We start from the raw sequence: 15,465 nt of genomic DNA on the forward strand, positions 1-15,465 counted from the left end.
TTGGGGTATCGCCAAGCGGTAAGGCACCGGGTTTTGATCTCGGCATTCCCAGGTTCAAATCCTGGTACCCCAGCCATATAAAAGAAAGCCCATCCTCGGATGGGCTTTTTTGTTTTCTGCATTTTAAAACCTGCATTTTCAAGCTTATTCAAAACAGTGTTCGTCAGGCTCACTTTTTTCATCACTTTGTTCGTCTTCCATAAAAGAGCTCGTGGCTAAAGCTAGTAACTAACACTCTAAACTAAAGCTCAAAGCTAAAACTCGCAGTTAAAGCTAGAAACTAAAGCTAGAAACTAAAGCTCTAAATTTGTGCTAGGATTTTGCTCTGTATTTTTCAAGGAGTGAATACTATGAGGTTTGTAAAAACCTTGCTTATTACATATTTCATGTCTTTAAGTGCTTTTGTGCAAGCTGCGCCATCAACACTTGAAATCGATGACAATATCCAACCAAAGTCCTCAGATCGCTATATTCGCGCCGTTCATAAAGAAGTTGAGACGAATACTGATGATCTCAATAAGATCCGTTACGCCATTCTAGAGGGGATGTTGACCACAAAGGGCTTTGCTTGGGTGTATCAAGGTGAAGGCGATGGGTACATTTTGGCGCGCTTTGATTATCGAGGCGACACCAATGTGATACGGATTGAATATAACTCATCTTTAGTACAGCTTAAATATCATGATGCACTTGGTGACTATGTGTGTAAGACATTGATTGATGACATCTGCTATAAAAATAGTCGTGGTTATTACAACTACATAAAAAATCTTAGAAATAGCATCAACAAGCAGCTGAAAGGGCTTTAATCATTTCAAATAATCATCGTTAAAGCCATTCAAAGGACAGAATATGAAAAAAATGAGTGCAGCTTTGCTTGTGGGGGCTTGCGGCTTAATGCCTGTGGCGGCAAGTGAGTTACAGCTTTATCAAGACCCCATTCCGTACGGTAGTTACGTTAAAGATTTAGATCGTATGCTGACGGATGCGGTTAAACGTAACCACTGGGTGTTTAGAAAAAATGAGGCAGGCCTTAGGTATGCTAATTTAGATTATAAGAGCTATAAAATAAAAACTGAGCTAGTGGTTAACAGCAACACAGTCGCTGTTAAGTTGATAAGCGCAGAACGTCCTGATTGTGGCAAAAAGAGCTGTAAAGTCGATATGGGTAGGGTTGATGGTTGGCTGGTTAAACTACGTCGTAGCATCGCTTATGATGTGACTCAGGCAGTTAGAGATGATGCACTAAAGCACAGATCTGTTGAGTGATCCCTAATCGCAAACTCTAGTCATAAAAAAACGCACTCAATTGAGTGCGTTTCTATTTATGTTACTGACTAACTCGTGGTGAATTAGTGCTTGAACATAGCAGAGATTGACTCTTCGTTGCTTACGCGGCGAATTGCTTCAGCCATAACCGTAGACATAGTCAACTGAGATACTTTCTCTAGAGCCGCAATTTCAGGGCTTAGCGGGATAGTATCTGTCACAATCACTTCATCAATCACTGATTCAGCGATGTTCTTAGCAGCGTTGCCAGAAAATACTGGGTGAGTTGCATAAGCGAATACGCGGTTTGCACCGTGCTCTTTCAGTGCTTCAGCAGCTTTACACAGTGTTCCACCAGTATCGATCATGTCATCAACAATGATGCAGTCACGGCCTTGAACATCACCAATGATATGCATAACTTGAGCAACGTTAGCTTGTGGGCGACGCTTATCGATAATTGCTAGATCAGAATCATCAAGCAATTTAGCGACTGCACGAGCACGTACAACACCACCGATATCTGGTGATACAACTACAGGGTTTTCTAGGTTTTTAGCTAACATGTCTTCTAGTAACACTGGGCTACCGAATACGTTATCAACTGGAACGTCGAAGAAACCTTGAATTTGCTCAGCGTGTAGATCACAAGTCAATACGCGGTCAACGCCAACGCTTGAAAGGAAGTCTGCTACAACTTTAGCTGTAATAGGTACACGAGCACTACGAACTCGACGGTCCTGACGCGCGTAACCAAAGTAAGGAATAACCGCTGTAATACGACCAGCTGATGCACGACGAAGCGCGTCAACCATAACGATAAGTTCCATTAGGTTATCGTTAGTAGGAGCGCAAGTAGATTGAATGATAAAAACATCCGCACCACGTACATTTTCATTAATTTGGACACTGATTTCGCCGTCACTGAAAACGCCTACTTCTGCGTCTCCAAGTTTACAAAATAGACGATCGGCTATCTTCTTAGCGAGACTAGGTGTTGCGTTACCGGCAAAAAGTTTAATGTCAGGCACTGTATGAACCTCAGGCGTATGCTTCATGATAGTGGCTGGGATTAAAAAAAGTATCCCAGAATGTGGTTAACACTGAGCTAATCTCAGCATTAACGGCGATATATTTGCCCCTTTCGCAACAAAGCCTTGAATCGATGCAGGCAACTTCGCCAATACATCTTTAGCCTCTTGCTCCTGTTCGAATTGACCAAAAACACATGCTCCTGTTCCGGTCATTCTGGACGGCGCATATTCTAGCAGCCAGCCTAAGGTCTTGGCAACTTGAGGGTGGCGTTTTGCGACTAATGCTTGGCAGTCATTTTGCCATGGGCTGCTCATTAACGTCTCAAGGCTGAGCTTGGGTGTGTTTCGCGGCAATTCTGGGTCTTGGAATACTTCCGCTGTAGAAACATGGACCTGAGGAATTAATACCAGATACCAAGGCTCGGCAGGCTCAACATTTTCTAGTTTTTCACCTACGCCTTCGGCAAAGGCTGAGAAACCATTAATAAAAACAGGTACATCTGCGCCAAGGCTTAAGCCTATCTCAGCTAAGTCTGTTAGAGACAACCCCGTTGCCCACAACTCGTTTAGTGCAACTAAGGTTGTGGCCGCATCAGAAGAACCACCACCCAAACCACCTCCCATAGGTAAGCGTTTATCGAGCCAAATTTCAGCGCCAAACTGACATTTTGTGTGCTGTTGTAGTGATTTTGCAGCTTTAAGAATTAAGTTATCGCTGTCGGCAACAACCCCTGCCATATTTGAGTGCAATTTGAGTTCGGGTTTATCTAACACTTTAAAGTCTAAGTAGTCACAATGTTCGACGAACTGAAACAAGGTTTGCAGTTCGTGATATCCATCATGGCGCCGTGCATTGATATGCAGAAATAGGTTAAGTTTTGCTGGCGCCGGCCAGCCTAGTGAAAGTGGCGCAGTCATAAAGAGCTCTCAGTATTTGAGGTTTGTTGTATAAGAATTTGGCTTTGTGGTGCTAAGGCCTGCCATTGATTCAATTGTAGCTTTAGATGAATATCACCACGTTGTAAATTGAGTAGTCGAGGTACCTCTGCACCGCTTTGAGCTTGCCAACTTTTAAAATCAACTTCCCAGGGGGGAAGTAGCTCTGCGTTTACCAGCTTAACTGGGCGCCCCTGGTTATCAGTGCTGATCAGTTTATCGCCTGGAGTGAGCTGGCCGGTGATCCATAGTGGTAGCGACTCGATAGGAATAGACCAGCCAGAGACGCGTGTCAACAGGCGCTGTGCATCTGTATCGGTATAGGTTTTACCGTCAACTTCAAGTGTCGCGTTACCAGCATAGCTTGAAAGAGACAGCACCGTAGTACCTAGCATGGTCGTTAGTTTTAGTTCATCGCGCTCGGGGCTATGGAGCCAATATAGGTTAGTGCTAAACCTATCTTGCGGTGTTCTAACGGCAAGTTTCCCCTGCATTTCCCATGCTTTAGCCTGCTGCACTTTGTTAACAGAGACGGGAATTAGGTTGTCTGGTATGGTAGTTGAGCAGCCGCTAATGAAAATAGTGCTCAATATCAACCATAGATAAGTGTTTTTTGTGAACCGGCTCAAATTATTCATCTATTACTGATATAAAAGAGCCCTTATGATACGAGGGGTTGAATGAATTACCAATGCCCATATGCAAAAATATGCTTTTGCACAATGCTCAATGTCGTTTTAGCGTGACATAACTATATATGAATAGTTAAAAAAGTGATGCTAATTGAAAAAATGGGTAAGAACATAGATTATTATTCGGTTTTGTTAAGCGTATTCTGTTTTTAACAACACCAATTCAGTAGAATGGCACCAATAAATGAGATGCCCAAGAGTCCAGAACGAGTCAAATGAGCCTTGTAGCAATCGGAATTAACCATAAAACGGCCACGGTCGACCTACGTGAGAAAGTCGCATTCGCACCAGACAGAATTCATGATGCCATGAAGAGTCTAGCGTCTCGTACTCTAACGGGGGAAGCCGTCATCATTTCCACCTGTAACCGCACAGAACTTTACTGTAATAATAGTGAAGCTGCTGATGTCGTTGCTTGGCTGGAAGATTATCATCAACTATCCCATGAAGATGTTGAGCCCTGCTTGTACCAATATAAAGGTCAAGAAGCGGTTAAGCATTTAATGCGTGTATCTGCTGGTCTCGATTCACTGATTTTGGGTGAACCGCAAATTTTAGGCCAAGTGAAGCAATCTTTTGTGAAAGCAAAAGAAGCGGGTACCGTTGCAGCGACAATGGATCGCTTGTTTCAAAATACCTTTTCAGTCGCCAAAAAAATTCGTACTGATACCGAAATTGGTGCTGCTGCCGTATCGGTAGCCTTTGCTGCAGTGAGCATGGCAAAGCATATTTTCTCATCACTTAGCACGACTCAAGTATTATTAGTCGGCGCCGGTGAGACAATAGAGTTAGTTGCACGTCACCTAAAAGACAATGGTGTTAAAAGCATGGTGGTTGCAAACCGAACCATTTCACGTGCAGAAGCCATGTGTGACGAGTTCGGTGCCACAGCAATTACACTCGAACAGATCCCAGATTTTCTCCCTAAGGCCGATATCGTGATATCCTCTACGGCTAGCCCATTACCAATACTTGGTAAGGGCATGGTAGAAAAAGCGCTTAAACAGCGTCGTCATCAACCTATGTTATTGGTTGATATAGCAGTTCCTCGAGATATCGAGGCTGAAGTTGCGGATCTAGATGATGCATTTCTCTATACCGTAGATGACCTGCAAAGCATTATTGAACAAAATATGGCATCTCGAAGAGAAGCCGCCGAGCAAGCAGAATTAATTGCAGAAGATCAAGCTTATCTATTTATGGAATGGATCCGCTCACTAGAGTCGGTAGACAGTATCCGTGAATATCGCACTCAGAGTATGGCGATTAAAGATGAACTGGTAGAGCGAGCGGTCAACAAGTTGGCCCAAGGTGGTAATAGTGAGCAAGTCTTACTGGAGCTAGCCAATAAGCTGACCAACAAGCTGATCCATGCACCGACACAAGCGCTTACCGCTGCGAGTCGACAAGGGGATTTGAATTCTCTTGGACAATTAAGAGCTGTGCTTGGACTAGATAAAGACTAAGGTTAGCGTTTAAATGAAGGACAGTGTGATTCGTAAGCTTGAAGGCTTACTTGAACGTAACGAAGAAGTACTGGCGTTACTGAGCGATGCAGGTGTTATCGCTGATCAGGAGCGTTTTCGCGCCTTGTCTAAAGAATATTCTCAATTAGAGGATGTGGTCAGAACTTTTAAAGCATTTCAGCAAGCAGAAGAAGATTTAGAATCTGCTAAAGAGATGATGGAAGAAGATGACGCAGAGCTAAAAGAGATGGCTCAGGAAGAATTTAAAGTCGCTAAGTCGGCGATTGCAGTGCTTGAAGATGAACTGCAAATCCTGTTGCTGCCAAAAGATCCTAATGATGATAATAACTGCTTTATTGAAATTCGCGCAGGCGCGGGTGGAGATGAAGCAGCTATCTTTGCGGGCGATTTGTTCCGCATGTACAGCAGATACGCTGAAAGTAAACGCTGGCAAATTGAAGTCATGAATACCAATGAAGGTGAGCATGGCGGCTTTAAAGAAGTGATTGCTAAAATCAGTGGTGAAGGCGTTTACGGCAAACTTAAGTTCGAGTCTGGTGGACACCGTGTACAGCGCGTTCCAGAGACTGAATCTCAAGGCCGTGTTCATACTTCTGCTTGTACCGTTATTGTATTGCCAGAAGTGCCTGAAGCTGAAGCCATTGAAATCAACAAGGCCGATCTGAAAGTTGATACTTTCCGCGCATCGGGTGCTGGTGGTCAGCACGTAAACAAAACCGATTCGGCTATTCGTATTACGCATATTCCTACAGGTATTGTTGTTGAGTGTCAGGATCAGCGTTCACAGCATAAAAACCGTGCCCAAGCGATGAGCGTGCTTTCTGCACGTATTCAAGCGGTTGAAGACGAAAAGCGCCGTAGTGCTGAAGAAAGTACGCGTCGTAACTTAGTCTCAAGTGGTGATCGTTCAGAGCGTATCCGTACTTATAACTTCCCACAAGGTCGCGTAAGTGAGCACAGAATTAACTTAACTCTGTACCGCCTAGGCGAATTTATGGAAGGCGATATCGATTGTGTTATCGAGCCTCTCATTCTAGAAAACCAAGCGGATATGCTTGCAGCACTAGGTGAAGGTTAATCCTTCACTCAAATAATTATTGTGCTACAGATGAATAAGGATATTCCTTGCAATTAACTATCTCAGGGGCACTTAAGTGGGCCTCTTCTCAGCTTGAAAGTATCTCTGACTCAGCATCGCTTGATGCTGAGGTCATGTTGCTTCATGTGATTAATAAACCTCGTAGTTATTTATATACTTGGCCTGAAAAAAGCTTAGAGCCAGAGCAAGTCTTTGAGTTTAAACAAATGCTCGCCAAGCGTTTACGTGGTAACCCCATCGCTCACATTGTGGGGGAAAGGGAATTTTGGTCACTGCCATTTAGAGTGAATCCAACAACGCTGATCCCACGTCCAGATACTGAAATTTTGGTAGAGACGGCGCTTAACTTACCATTAGCAGAAACGGCTAAAGTACTCGATTTGGGTACAGGGACTGGCGCGATAGCGTTGTCATTGGCCCATGAACGCAATGAGTGGCAAGTGTGTGCGATTGATAAAGTGGATGATGCGGTTGAATTAGCCAAAGAGAATCGTACCAATCTAAAGCTAGAGCAAGTCGATGTGTTTCAAAGTGACTGGTTTGATGCGGTTGAGTGTTATGACTTTAACTTGATCGTGTCCAATCCTCCTTACATTGATGAGGAAGACGAACACCTTTCTCAAGGTGATGTTAGGTTTGAGCCTCAAAGTGCACTGACTGCGCCGTTGAGAGGGTTTGCAGATCTGTTTCACATTGCCGAGTCTGCGCGTGATTACCTTGCTCCTGGTGGCTACTTGTTACTTGAGCATGGCTATCAACAAGCTATCGAGCTCAGAGATAAGTTAACCGAGCTGGGCTACGAAAATGTTGCCACAGTGCGTGACTTTGGTAGTAATGATCGCTGTACATTAGGCCGCTGGCCTCGTTAAGACTTTGGCGTTAAAACAGAAAAGGCACTATTAATAGTGCCTTTTTCTATGCTGATGGCTATAAGCGCTTACTGTCTGCTCGTTATAAAAGCTGTTTAACCATAAAGTGCTTACAACCTGTTTTAGGGTAAGTCTGTTGTGTCCACTGCAGTTGATAACCACGCTTTTCATAAAATGGCTTAGCTTGAAAGTTTAAAGTATCTAAGATTGCAGAGCGGCAGCCGCGGGCTAAGGCAATCGCTTCGGCTTGCTCAAGTAGTTGATGACCAACATTTTGCCCTCGCAAACCTTCATCGACCCAAAGGTTGTCAATCATCAGCCAATGGCCAAAGGTTCTACCAGAAAAGCCTGCGAGTAATTCACCATTTTCAGTCTCTAATTTTAAGCCTAACGGTAATCGTTCAGACACTTCCCAATGTTGCCAGTTAAATTCAGCAATTTTACGCTTAACGGCATCGGCAAATTCATCACTGTCATCAAGAACAAACTGAATCTTGTTGGTCATTAATAATGCCTCTATGGTGTTTAGTAACGAATTAAGGCCATTACGCTAACCCAAAGTTTGGCTAAATGACAAGCTGATAATAGCGAGAGACTAATGGGTAAAACTCTGGCTTGATTAAACTTTGTGCGGTTCAGCGTGTTGTCATCGCCTGATATTGGTTATGGATTAAGGTATGGGTTACACTAGCCGCCTTTATCGGCTAATAGACCTTTTTTCATGGAAACTTTTTACAGTTTATACCCTGCGTTTAAGCACCTGCATATGACGCTTATCGCGACTAGCGTATTGTTTTTCTTAGTCCGTTTTGTATTGCATTTACGTAAGTCTCCGGTACTGGAGAAGAAAGCGATTAAAATAGCACCTCATGTTATCGATACTTTCTTGCTGCTATCTGGATTGATTTTATGCTTCTCCATTAAGCAGTACCCTTTTGTTGATCCGTGGATGACAGAAAAACTGGGTGCCGTTGTAGCCTATATCGTTTTGGCAACCATAGCGCTTAAAGCGAATCGCAATACATTGTTTAAAGTGTTTGCAGCCTTTGGTGCTATTGGTTGGGTTGTTTACGCTGCAAAACTGGCGATATTAAAGCAATCGGTGTTACTTGGTTAATGACTGATTTAACAATTAACGACTCAATTCAGCTTCCAGAGACGGCTTTAGACATTGCTGAGCATTTAGGTTTTTCTAAGGCTAAGAATGGCAACTGGGCGTGGCTAGAGTTGGCTGGGTCAGTGCTCAGCTTCTATGTGGTTGATAGGCACGAGCGATTAAATGGGCTGCTTAACTGGTTTTATAATGACTTGGGCTTTTGCCCCCGCGAAGACTATTACAGTGCCGAGGCTGCCGATTTAGGCAAATGCTTAACCTCGAAGCAAGGTAATAGCACAACGCTAGCAACAGTATTGATGCTACTGGCAAAGCAGTTAGATCTTAAATTAGATTTACTGTTGTTGCCTGGGCAAACTGTACTTTGTAGTCAAATCGATGATCAGATCCGTTATATTGACCCGCTTACAGGCGCGGAGCTGAGCAAGCATCAGCTACATGTGTTTGTACGGGGTGAGCTAGGTAATGGAGCGAGCTTTAAATCTAGTTACCTAAAGCCTGCTAGCATTAAGCGGATAGTGTCTCGGATGCTGCATGAAATGAAAGCTGGCAGCATCTTGGCCCACAAGTTTGAGCCAGCGATGGAGTGCTGTAACTTGTTGCTTCAATGGCATAGCGATGATTTGAATCTAAATCGAGAGCGCGCCTTTATTGCGCAGCAACTTGGCTGTATAAGTGTTGCTGCGGCAGACTTAACTCACTTTGTAGAAAATAGTCCGCATGATCCGGTGATTGAGCTGGTGAAAATGCAATTAAAAGAACTTAAAGAGGAAGTTGAAACTTTCCATTAAGAATCACAATAGGGCCTAAGGGCCCTTTTGTGTTGATATAGCCGCTTCAAACTAGGGCAAAAGATTTAAACAGAGCGCATTGCTTGAAAAAGATAATAAAAACGCGCCGTTAAAAATAAGCTTAAAAATCACACCAACAAATTGAAATAAAAGAATAATAATTAGGCAAAGCATTGCCAATATTAAGGGAATAGGATCATGAGTAGTTCAGCTTCAGTGACCAGTGCACTGGTGACAAATGACGCTACCGCATTAGGTATTTTGGCGGTAGTACTGGGTTTTGTGTTTTATACCAGTAATAGCAACAATGCGTTTTGGAAGAAGTTTTATACTTTCGTTCCAGCTTTGCTGATGTGTTATTTCTTACCATCGCTATTAAATACCTTCAATATTATCGATGGTAATACGTCACAGCTGTATTTTGTTGCGTCGCGTTACCTGCTGCCAGCCTGCTTGGTATTACTGATTTTAAGTGTCGACTTAAAGGCCATTCTCTCGTTAGGGCCGAAAGCGATTATTATGTTCCTAACCGGAACCGTGGGTATCGTGATTGGCGGGCCCATTGCACTACTGATTGTCTCAAGTTTAAACCCTGAAATACTTGGGGTGACAGGGCCTGATGCCGTTTGGCGTGGCATGACGACCCTTGCGGGTAGCTGGATTGGTGGCGGAGCGAACCAAGCCGCAATGAAAGAAATTTATGACGTAGGCGGTGATATTTTTTCCATTATGGTGACGGTGGACGTTATCGTGGCGAATATTTGGATGGCAGTTCTGCTATTTATGGCGTCGAAAGCCAAGCAGATTGATGCAAAAACAGGTGCCGATACCACCGCGCTTGAAGCGCTGAAAGATAAAGTCGAAAAGTATCATGCAGAGAATGCTCGCATTCCTAGCTTGAAAGACTTGATGATGATCGTGATGATTGGATTTGGTGTTACAGGTTTAGCGCATATAGTCGCTGACTTATTAGGCCCATTTTTCGAAACCAATTATCCGTGGACTCGAGATTACAGCTTAACCTCTAAGTTTTTCTGGTTAATCGTCACGGTTACTACGATTGGCTTAATTTTGTCGTTTACACGAGTACGACATATCGAAGCGGCGGGCGCTTCAAAAGTTGCGACAGCATTCTTGTATATTTTGGTCGCAACCATCGGATTGCATATGGATGTGTCAAAATTGGCCGATCCAGACAACCTGTGGTTCTTTGCTATTGGTATCATTTGGATGTTAGTACACGCTAGCTTTATGCTGATTGTGGCTAAGTTAATAAAAGCGCCACTGTTCTATATGGCTGTGGGTAGTCAAGCCAATGTTGGCGGCGCGGCATCGGCCCCCGTAGTGGCTGCAGCCTTTCACCCAGCTTTAGCCCCTGTAGGTGTACTACTAGCAGTATTGGGCTATGCTTTAGGCACTTATATGGCATGGATTTGTGGCCAGATTTTACAAGCTGTGGCGACTTAAGTCGCAGCGAAAACCTAGTTGATTAATGCCAAGGTACAGACCTTGGCTCACGAAGAGAGAAGAGATTGATGAGCAATAAAATCATTAGTTTAGGTTCGATTGAAATCGCAAACGATAAGCCTTTTGTACTGTTTGGCGGTATGAACGTACTTGAGTCACGTGACTTGGCAATGCAAATTGCAGAAACCTATGCCGAAGTCACTCAAAAGCTAGGGATCCCTTATGTGTTTAAGGCTTCTTTTGATAAAGCAAACCGCTCATCAGTTAACTCTTACCGTGGTCCAGGCATGGAAGAAGGCCTAAAGATTTTTGAAGAGATCAAGTCAACGTTTAACCTGCCTTTAATTACCGACGTACACGAAGTTTACCAGTGCGCACCAGTAGCTGAAGTGGTTGATATTATCCAGCTACCCGCTTTCTTAGCTCGCCAAACCGATCTTGTGGTTGCGATGGCAAAGACTGGCGCCATCATCAACGTGAAAAAACCGCAGTTTTTAGCGCCACACGAAATGCGTCATATCATCACTAAGTTTAATGAAGCAGGTAACGACGAAATTATTCTTTGTGAGCGTGGCTCAAGCTTTGGTTACAACAACCTAGTTGTCGATATGCTAGGTATGGATGAAATGAAGCAAACGGGTTACCCGGTGATTTTTGATGCGACCCATGCACTACAGCGCCCTGGCGGACGAGCTGACAGCGCCGGTGGACGCCGCGCTCAAGCGACAGAGCTTGCACGTAGTGGTATGGCATTAGGTCTTGCTGGCCTATTTATCGAGGCGCATCCAGATCCTGACAATGCTAAGTGTGACGGCCCATGTGCCTTGCCACTAAATCAGTTAGAGAACTATTTAACCCAAATGAAAGCGATTGATGATTTAGTCAAATCTTTTGACCCAATCGACACTAGCAAATAAGCGCTAAGTATTTTGCGCTGATTGTTGGTCGCTAAAGAAAATAAAGCCCTGCAGCTCGTCAGGGTTTTATTGTTTTTATCGGCAGCATTTAAGTTTAAATACAGACTAAGTCTTTATTCTATTAGGTTATAAAAATACTCGATGTTTTGTCTCGCAAGCAACCAAGGGGTGGTTAATTGCATGGCGGCATATGAGAAAACATAAAAATAGGTTGAATGATGAACACAGATAAACAGGCTCTTGGTGATCAAGGGCCACAAGGAATGCTAGGTAAAGCATTAGACAGCATTGAAAGGGTTGGTAATAAGCTGCCTGATCCTGCGATGTTATTTTTAATTTTGATGTTTGCGGTATGGGCGCTGTCAGCGCTGCTATCGGGCGTGAGTTTTGATGCCATCGACCCTACCACGAATTCTCCAATTGTGGTTAATAACCTGCTAACCGTAGAAGCGCTAACTAAGTTCTTAACATCGATGGTAACCACTTTTACCGCATTCGCCCCATTAGGTGTGGTGCTGGTCGCGATGTTAGGTGTGGGGGTTGCTGAGCACTCAGGTTTTATTAATACTGCGCTAAAACGCATGTTAAAAATCACTCCTGCTAAGTTTCTAACTCCGGCAGTGGTTTTAGTCGGTATTATTTCTCATACCGCAACTGATGCGGGTTATGTGGTGGTTATTCCGCTGGCAGGCGTTATTTTCTTCACCGTTGGACGCCACCCGCTAGCCGGTATTGCTGCAGCATTTGCTGGTGTGTCAGGCGGTTTTTGTGCCAACTTTATTCCTTCAGGTATTGACCCATTATTGCAGAGCTTTACTCAAGCTGCCGCGCAAATTGTTGATCCTACAATTGAAGTTAACCCGTTAAATAACTGGTTCTTCGCTGCGTCGTCTTGTATCCCTATTACGCTGGTTATTTGGTATCTAACCGATAAAGTATTAGAGCCTCGCCTAAATCGTACCCATAAGGTGAATCGCGAAGAGGTCGATTTACCAGCGATGGAAGAAGAAAAGCCATCTGAGATTAAAGCATTCCGCGTTGCAACCTTAGTGATGGTAGTGGCTATTGCAGCCTTCTTCTCGTTAACCGTGCCTGAAACTTCAACGCTGCGAGATGGGAATGGCTCCTTGACGAGCTTTAAAGCGCCATTGATGCAGTCAATTGTGCCGCTCATCTTCATCTTCTTTATGTTGCCTGGCCTTGTATATGGTTATATGACCGGCGCATTTAAGACTTCTGGTGATGTTGTACAAGCGATGTCTAAATCGATGAGCGGCATGTCGCACTACATCGTTATGGCATTTTTCTGTGCGCAGTTTGTGGCGGCATTTTCGGCATCAAACCTTGGCGCATTAATCGCTGTTGAAGGAGCGGGTGGCTTAAAAGCGTTAAACTTACCGGCTGAAATCACTGTCGTTGGTATGATTGTTCTAGTTGGCTTTGTGAACTTATTTGTAGGGTCATCATCGGCTAAATGGGCTTTAATTGGTCCAGTATTAGTGCCTATGTTGATGCAGTTAAACATTAGCCCTGACTTATCGCAAGCGGCATACCGCGTAGGTGATTCAAGCTCGAATATCATCACGCCTCTTATGCCTTATTTCCCATTGGTGGTGGTTTACTGCCAGCGCTATGTGAAGAACATTGGTATTGGCACGCTTATCTCTATGATGCTGCCATTTAGCTTGGCATTGATGTCTATCTGGAGTGTGTGGCTACTGGCTTATTGGGCATTAGGCTTCCCGCTAGGCTTAGGTGCTAGTTACACCTATGGACTTTAACGCTCTAGTTTATTAGCGTTTAGCTAGCTAAATTACCGTGATGAATAAGGGCAACGTATCGACGTTGCTTTTTTTTTACGGTTTTGGCTCAGCTTTTACCCACTTCTCACTCTAGCACTAAGAGTTATTTTCAGTATTCTAATCCCCCTTAGGTTTGTTTCTACTGGCATAATAGCTTTTTTGATTTGGGCGCTTCTTTGCATGACATGGATTTTCTTTACCTTTTTAGCTGCATCAATGCAGGCGTGGCGCAATGCCTTTCAAAGCCAGCTGAGTAGAGATGTTAATATTGCAGGTGTCACCTTAGCGCGATTTATCTGGGCGACGCCTATCGCCATTGTCTATTTGGTAGGGTTATATCTCTGGCAGCCGGTAGGCTTACCCTTTATTACGCTTAAATTTAGTGCTTATGTATTAGGCGCGTCTGCGATGCAAATTCTAGCGACTGCCTTGATGGTCAAGTTGTTCAAGATGAAGAACTTTGCCGTGGGTGCAGGGCTTGCTAAGAGTGAAGCGTTAGTTGCTGCGATGCTAGGCGTGCTTTTTTTCGGTACTCATTTATCACCGCTTGGTTGGATAGGCGTGATGATTGGCGGTATTGCCGTGTTTATGATGAGTAGTAAGCAAGGCTTTAAGCAACTTTCGTTATCAACCGTCTTACTTGGCCTTGCTTGTGGCACCGCTTTTGCGCTGACATCTTTATGGGTACGAGAAGCCAGCCTTAGCTTAGATCTGCCTTTTCCTCATAGAGCCGCATGGGTGTTGCTATTTGTGGTTGCTATTCAGACAACCGTGTTATTGATTTACTCTTATGCCGTAGATAAAAATACCATTGACGGTTTACTGCAAAGACCAAAGCTAACACTGCTGACCAGTGCCACGAGTTGTTTGGGGTCAATCGGTTGGTTTAGCGCTATGTCTTTACAAGCTGTGCCGTACGTTAAAACCTTAGGCCAAATAGAGGTGTTTTTTACGTTGCTCATAGCTACATTCTGGTTAAAGGATAAGGTGAAAATCAAAGATATGATGGGGCTTCTTCTTATTGCCCTCGCTGCGATGCTGGTTATGTGGAGTTAGGTGCTAACTCTTTAATAGTCTTTAAATGCTAGCAGTGTTTTCTACATTTAAGTGATACAAAAAAGTGATATAGATAAGCGTTACTCTCGCGCTTTATATGCGAAAGCATATTTGCTCAGAGCGATAGATAACTGGGCGCATAATACCCCAAGGGTTGCGCCGGCAATAAGGTCGCCAAGAAAGTGGTAATTTTGCCCTAATTGCCCAGCAATCGCCCCAAACATAGCTAATAACCATAACCAATGTAGTTTTGGCAAGCGCCACCAAAATACGCTGACTAATGCGAAAGTGAATAGGGCGTGTCCTGATGGAAAAGAGTTATAGGCCGCCCCCAGAGTAAAAGGATAAAACCCTTCGACGCCATTATGGATCCAGGAAGGGTTACTGCCAGCTTGAGCATAAATCCAGGTTTCCGGCCAAGTGCGGCCAAATATAAATTTAGCACTGACTCTGATGATGCTGGCAAAAATTAAGGTTAGCACCAAAGTGAGCGCCATCCTGGCCAGTTTTTTACGCCAGGCGGGATTTAAGCCAGCAAGAATAATGATAGCTGCGAGACATTCGAAAAATAGCGGCATTTGACTGAGAGGCTTAAAGATAGCGCTAGCATCAACATTGTGGTGCACCCAAGTTGATACAGGGCGGTCTAAAAACAGCACGCTAAATATAACGCCACTTATTGCAGCAAAGTATAGCCATACGCTGCTACGTAATGTAAGTGCTTGGCGCTGGGGGAGTGACACGCTATTAATGGCTGCTGGCTGTTTATCTGCTTGGTTCATTAATTCAAAGGGCATTGTATAGGAGAGTTGAGAGTGTATGAGCTACTAGAGTTAACTACAAGCTCATGCAGAGGGATATTGGTTCGCTAGCAAGTTAACTTATGTTTTTACATTCTCAGATACTTACCGATGTTAAGTGGGATAAAGGGT

Annotated in this window: 16 protein-coding genes and 1 tRNA gene; 12 read left to right on the plus strand and 5 right to left on the minus strand. The window is 44.0% G+C overall.

The window, feature by feature from the left end; all coding sequences use genetic code 11:
• The first annotated feature begins 1 nt into the window (after position 1).
• The 3 genes from ACVBIO_RS17330 to ACVBIO_RS17340 all read left to right on the plus strand — a co-directional run bounded on the left by ACVBIO_RS17330 (position 2) and on the right by ACVBIO_RS17340 (position 1,269).
• A tRNA-Gln gene (locus ACVBIO_RS17330) sits at positions 2–76 on the plus strand.
• A 274-nt stretch (positions 77–350) separates the two neighbouring features.
• Positions 351–809, plus strand: coding sequence for a hypothetical protein (locus ACVBIO_RS17335; RefSeq protein WP_447163302.1), 459 nt, complete (start codon positions 351–353; stop codon positions 807–809).
• 43 nt (positions 810–852) lie between these two features.
• Complete coding sequence (locus ACVBIO_RS17340) at positions 853–1,269, plus strand: hypothetical protein (protein ID WP_447173103.1); 417 nt, start codon at positions 853–855, stop codon at positions 1,267–1,269.
• A gap of 83 nt (positions 1,270–1,352) precedes the next feature.
• Here ACVBIO_RS17340 and ACVBIO_RS17345 read toward each other — a convergent pair whose 3' ends face one another.
• The 3 genes from ACVBIO_RS17345 to lolB form a co-directional block, all read right to left on the minus strand.
• Entirely contained in the window at positions 1,353–2,300 is a 948-nt protein-coding gene (locus ACVBIO_RS17345) for a ribose-phosphate pyrophosphokinase (RefSeq protein ID WP_044556501.1), read from the minus strand.
• Positions 2,301–2,366: 66 nt separating this feature from the next.
• Positions 2,367–3,221 (minus strand): 4-(cytidine 5'-diphospho)-2-C-methyl-D-erythritol kinase, encoded by an 855-nt coding sequence (gene ispE, locus ACVBIO_RS17350; RefSeq protein WP_447163303.1) that lies wholly within the window; start codon positions 3,219–3,221, stop codon positions 2,367–2,369.
• A complete protein-coding gene (lolB, locus tag ACVBIO_RS17355; RefSeq protein ID WP_447160187.1) occupies positions 3,218–3,877 on the minus strand; it encodes a lipoprotein insertase outer membrane protein LolB in 660 nt (219 codons plus the stop codon). The genes ispE and lolB overlap by 4 nt, the downstream gene beginning before the upstream one ends.
• Positions 3,878–4,146: 269 nt before the next feature.
• Here lolB and hemA point away from each other — a divergent pair, with 269 nt between their 5' ends.
• From hemA to prmC, 3 genes are read left to right on the plus strand one after another with little or no spacing between them, the layout of a single operon-like run.
• The gene (gene hemA, locus ACVBIO_RS17360; RefSeq protein WP_447160186.1) at positions 4,147–5,397 is read left to right on the plus strand and encodes a glutamyl-tRNA reductase; all 1,251 of its coding nucleotides are present in this window, start codon (positions 4,147–4,149) and stop codon (positions 5,395–5,397) included.
• A 13-nt stretch (positions 5,398–5,410) separates the two neighbouring features.
• Positions 5,411–6,496 carry a peptide chain release factor 1 gene (gene prfA, locus ACVBIO_RS17365; RefSeq protein ID WP_447160185.1) on the plus strand — a complete coding sequence of 362 codons (1,086 nt, stop codon included), beginning with the start codon at positions 5,411–5,413 and terminating at the stop codon, positions 6,494–6,496.
• Positions 6,497–6,543: 47 nt separating this feature from the next.
• Positions 6,544–7,386: a peptide chain release factor N(5)-glutamine methyltransferase gene (gene prmC / locus ACVBIO_RS17370; protein WP_447160184.1), complete on the plus strand. Its 843-nt coding sequence runs from the start codon at positions 6,544–6,546 to the stop codon at positions 7,384–7,386.
• An 82-nt stretch (positions 7,387–7,468) separates the two neighbouring features.
• Here the strand turns inward: prmC and ACVBIO_RS17375 are convergent, their stop codons facing one another.
• Positions 7,469–7,891 (minus strand): GNAT family N-acetyltransferase, encoded by a 423-nt coding sequence (locus ACVBIO_RS17375; protein WP_447160183.1) that lies wholly within the window; start codon positions 7,889–7,891, stop codon positions 7,469–7,471.
• A 216-nt stretch (positions 7,892–8,107) separates the two neighbouring features.
• On the opposite strand from ACVBIO_RS17375, the gene ACVBIO_RS17380 reads away from it, so the two are divergent.
• The 6 genes from ACVBIO_RS17380 (at position 8,108) to ACVBIO_RS17405 (ending at position 14,533) form a co-directional block, all read left to right on the plus strand.
• On the plus strand, positions 8,108–8,503 hold the full coding sequence (locus tag ACVBIO_RS17380; protein WP_447160182.1) for a SirB2 family protein: 396 nt from the start codon (positions 8,108–8,110) through the stop codon (positions 8,501–8,503).
• Positions 8,503–9,291, plus strand: coding sequence for a transglutaminase family protein (locus tag ACVBIO_RS17385; protein ID WP_447163304.1), 789 nt, complete (start codon positions 8,503–8,505; stop codon positions 9,289–9,291). The genes ACVBIO_RS17380 and ACVBIO_RS17385 overlap by 1 nt, the downstream gene beginning before the upstream one ends.
• A gap of 198 nt (positions 9,292–9,489) precedes the next feature.
• Positions 9,490–10,758, plus strand: a complete 1,269-nt coding sequence (locus tag ACVBIO_RS17390; RefSeq protein ID WP_447160180.1) for a DUF819 family protein — start codon at positions 9,490–9,492, stop codon at positions 10,756–10,758.
• 68 nt (positions 10,759–10,826) lie between these two features.
• Entirely contained in the window at positions 10,827–11,675 is an 849-nt protein-coding gene (gene kdsA / locus ACVBIO_RS17395; protein WP_447163306.1) for a 3-deoxy-8-phosphooctulonate synthase, read from the plus strand.
• 218 nt (positions 11,676–11,893) lie between these two features.
• Positions 11,894–13,456: an AbgT family transporter gene (locus ACVBIO_RS17400; RefSeq protein WP_447173104.1), complete on the plus strand. Its 1,563-nt coding sequence runs from the start codon at positions 11,894–11,896 to the stop codon at positions 13,454–13,456.
• A gap of 201 nt (positions 13,457–13,657) precedes the next feature.
• A complete protein-coding gene (locus ACVBIO_RS17405) occupies positions 13,658–14,533 on the plus strand; it encodes a multidrug transporter (protein ID WP_447163307.1) in 876 nt (291 codons plus the stop codon).
• A gap of 80 nt (positions 14,534–14,613) precedes the next feature.
• On the opposite strand, the gene ACVBIO_RS17410 is transcribed toward ACVBIO_RS17405, so the two are convergent.
• On the minus strand, positions 14,614–15,315 hold the full coding sequence (locus ACVBIO_RS17410) for a phosphatase PAP2 family protein (RefSeq protein ID WP_447173105.1): 702 nt from the start codon (positions 15,313–15,315) through the stop codon (positions 14,614–14,616).
• Between the last annotated feature and the right edge of the window lie 150 nt (positions 15,316–15,465).

The sequence above is a fragment of the Shewanella sp. 0m-8 genome (assembly GCF_052977265.1).

Excerpts from the sequence above, each read along its gene's own strand:
- ACVBIO_RS17335 (WP_447163302.1), top strand. The coding sequence starts at position 351 with ATGAGGTTTGTAAAAACCTTGCTTATTACATATTTCATGTCTTTAAGT.
- ACVBIO_RS17340 (WP_447173103.1), top strand. The coding sequence starts at position 853 with ATGAAAAAAATGAGTGCAGCTTTGCTTGTGGGGGCTTGCGGCTTAATG.
- ispE (WP_447163303.1), bottom strand. The coding sequence starts at position 3,221 with ATGACTGCGCCACTTTCACTAGGCTGGCCGGCGCCAGCAAAACTTAAC.
- lolB (WP_447160187.1), bottom strand. The coding sequence starts at position 3,877 with ATGAATAATTTGAGCCGGTTCACAAAAAACACTTATCTATGGTTGATA.
- hemA (WP_447160186.1), top strand. The coding sequence starts at position 4,147 with ATGAGCCTTGTAGCAATCGGAATTAACCATAAAACGGCCACGGTCGAC.
- prfA (WP_447160185.1), top strand. The coding sequence starts at position 5,411 with ATGAAGGACAGTGTGATTCGTAAGCTTGAAGGCTTACTTGAACGTAAC.
- ACVBIO_RS17375 (WP_447160183.1), bottom strand. The coding sequence starts at position 7,891 with ATGACCAACAAGATTCAGTTTGTTCTTGATGACAGTGATGAATTTGCC.
- ACVBIO_RS17380 (WP_447160182.1), top strand. The coding sequence starts at position 8,108 with ATGGAAACTTTTTACAGTTTATACCCTGCGTTTAAGCACCTGCATATG.
- ACVBIO_RS17385 (WP_447163304.1), top strand. The coding sequence starts at position 8,503 with ATGACTGATTTAACAATTAACGACTCAATTCAGCTTCCAGAGACGGCT.
- ACVBIO_RS17390 (WP_447160180.1), top strand. The coding sequence starts at position 9,490 with ATGAGTAGTTCAGCTTCAGTGACCAGTGCACTGGTGACAAATGACGCT.
- kdsA (WP_447163306.1), top strand. The coding sequence starts at position 10,827 with ATGAGCAATAAAATCATTAGTTTAGGTTCGATTGAAATCGCAAACGAT.
- ACVBIO_RS17400 (WP_447173104.1), top strand. The coding sequence starts at position 11,894 with ATGAACACAGATAAACAGGCTCTTGGTGATCAAGGGCCACAAGGAATG.
- ACVBIO_RS17405 (WP_447163307.1), top strand. The coding sequence starts at position 13,658 with ATGACATGGATTTTCTTTACCTTTTTAGCTGCATCAATGCAGGCGTGG.
- ACVBIO_RS17410 (WP_447173105.1), bottom strand. The coding sequence starts at position 15,315 with ATGAACCAAGCAGATAAACAGCCAGCAGCCATTAATAGCGTGTCACTC.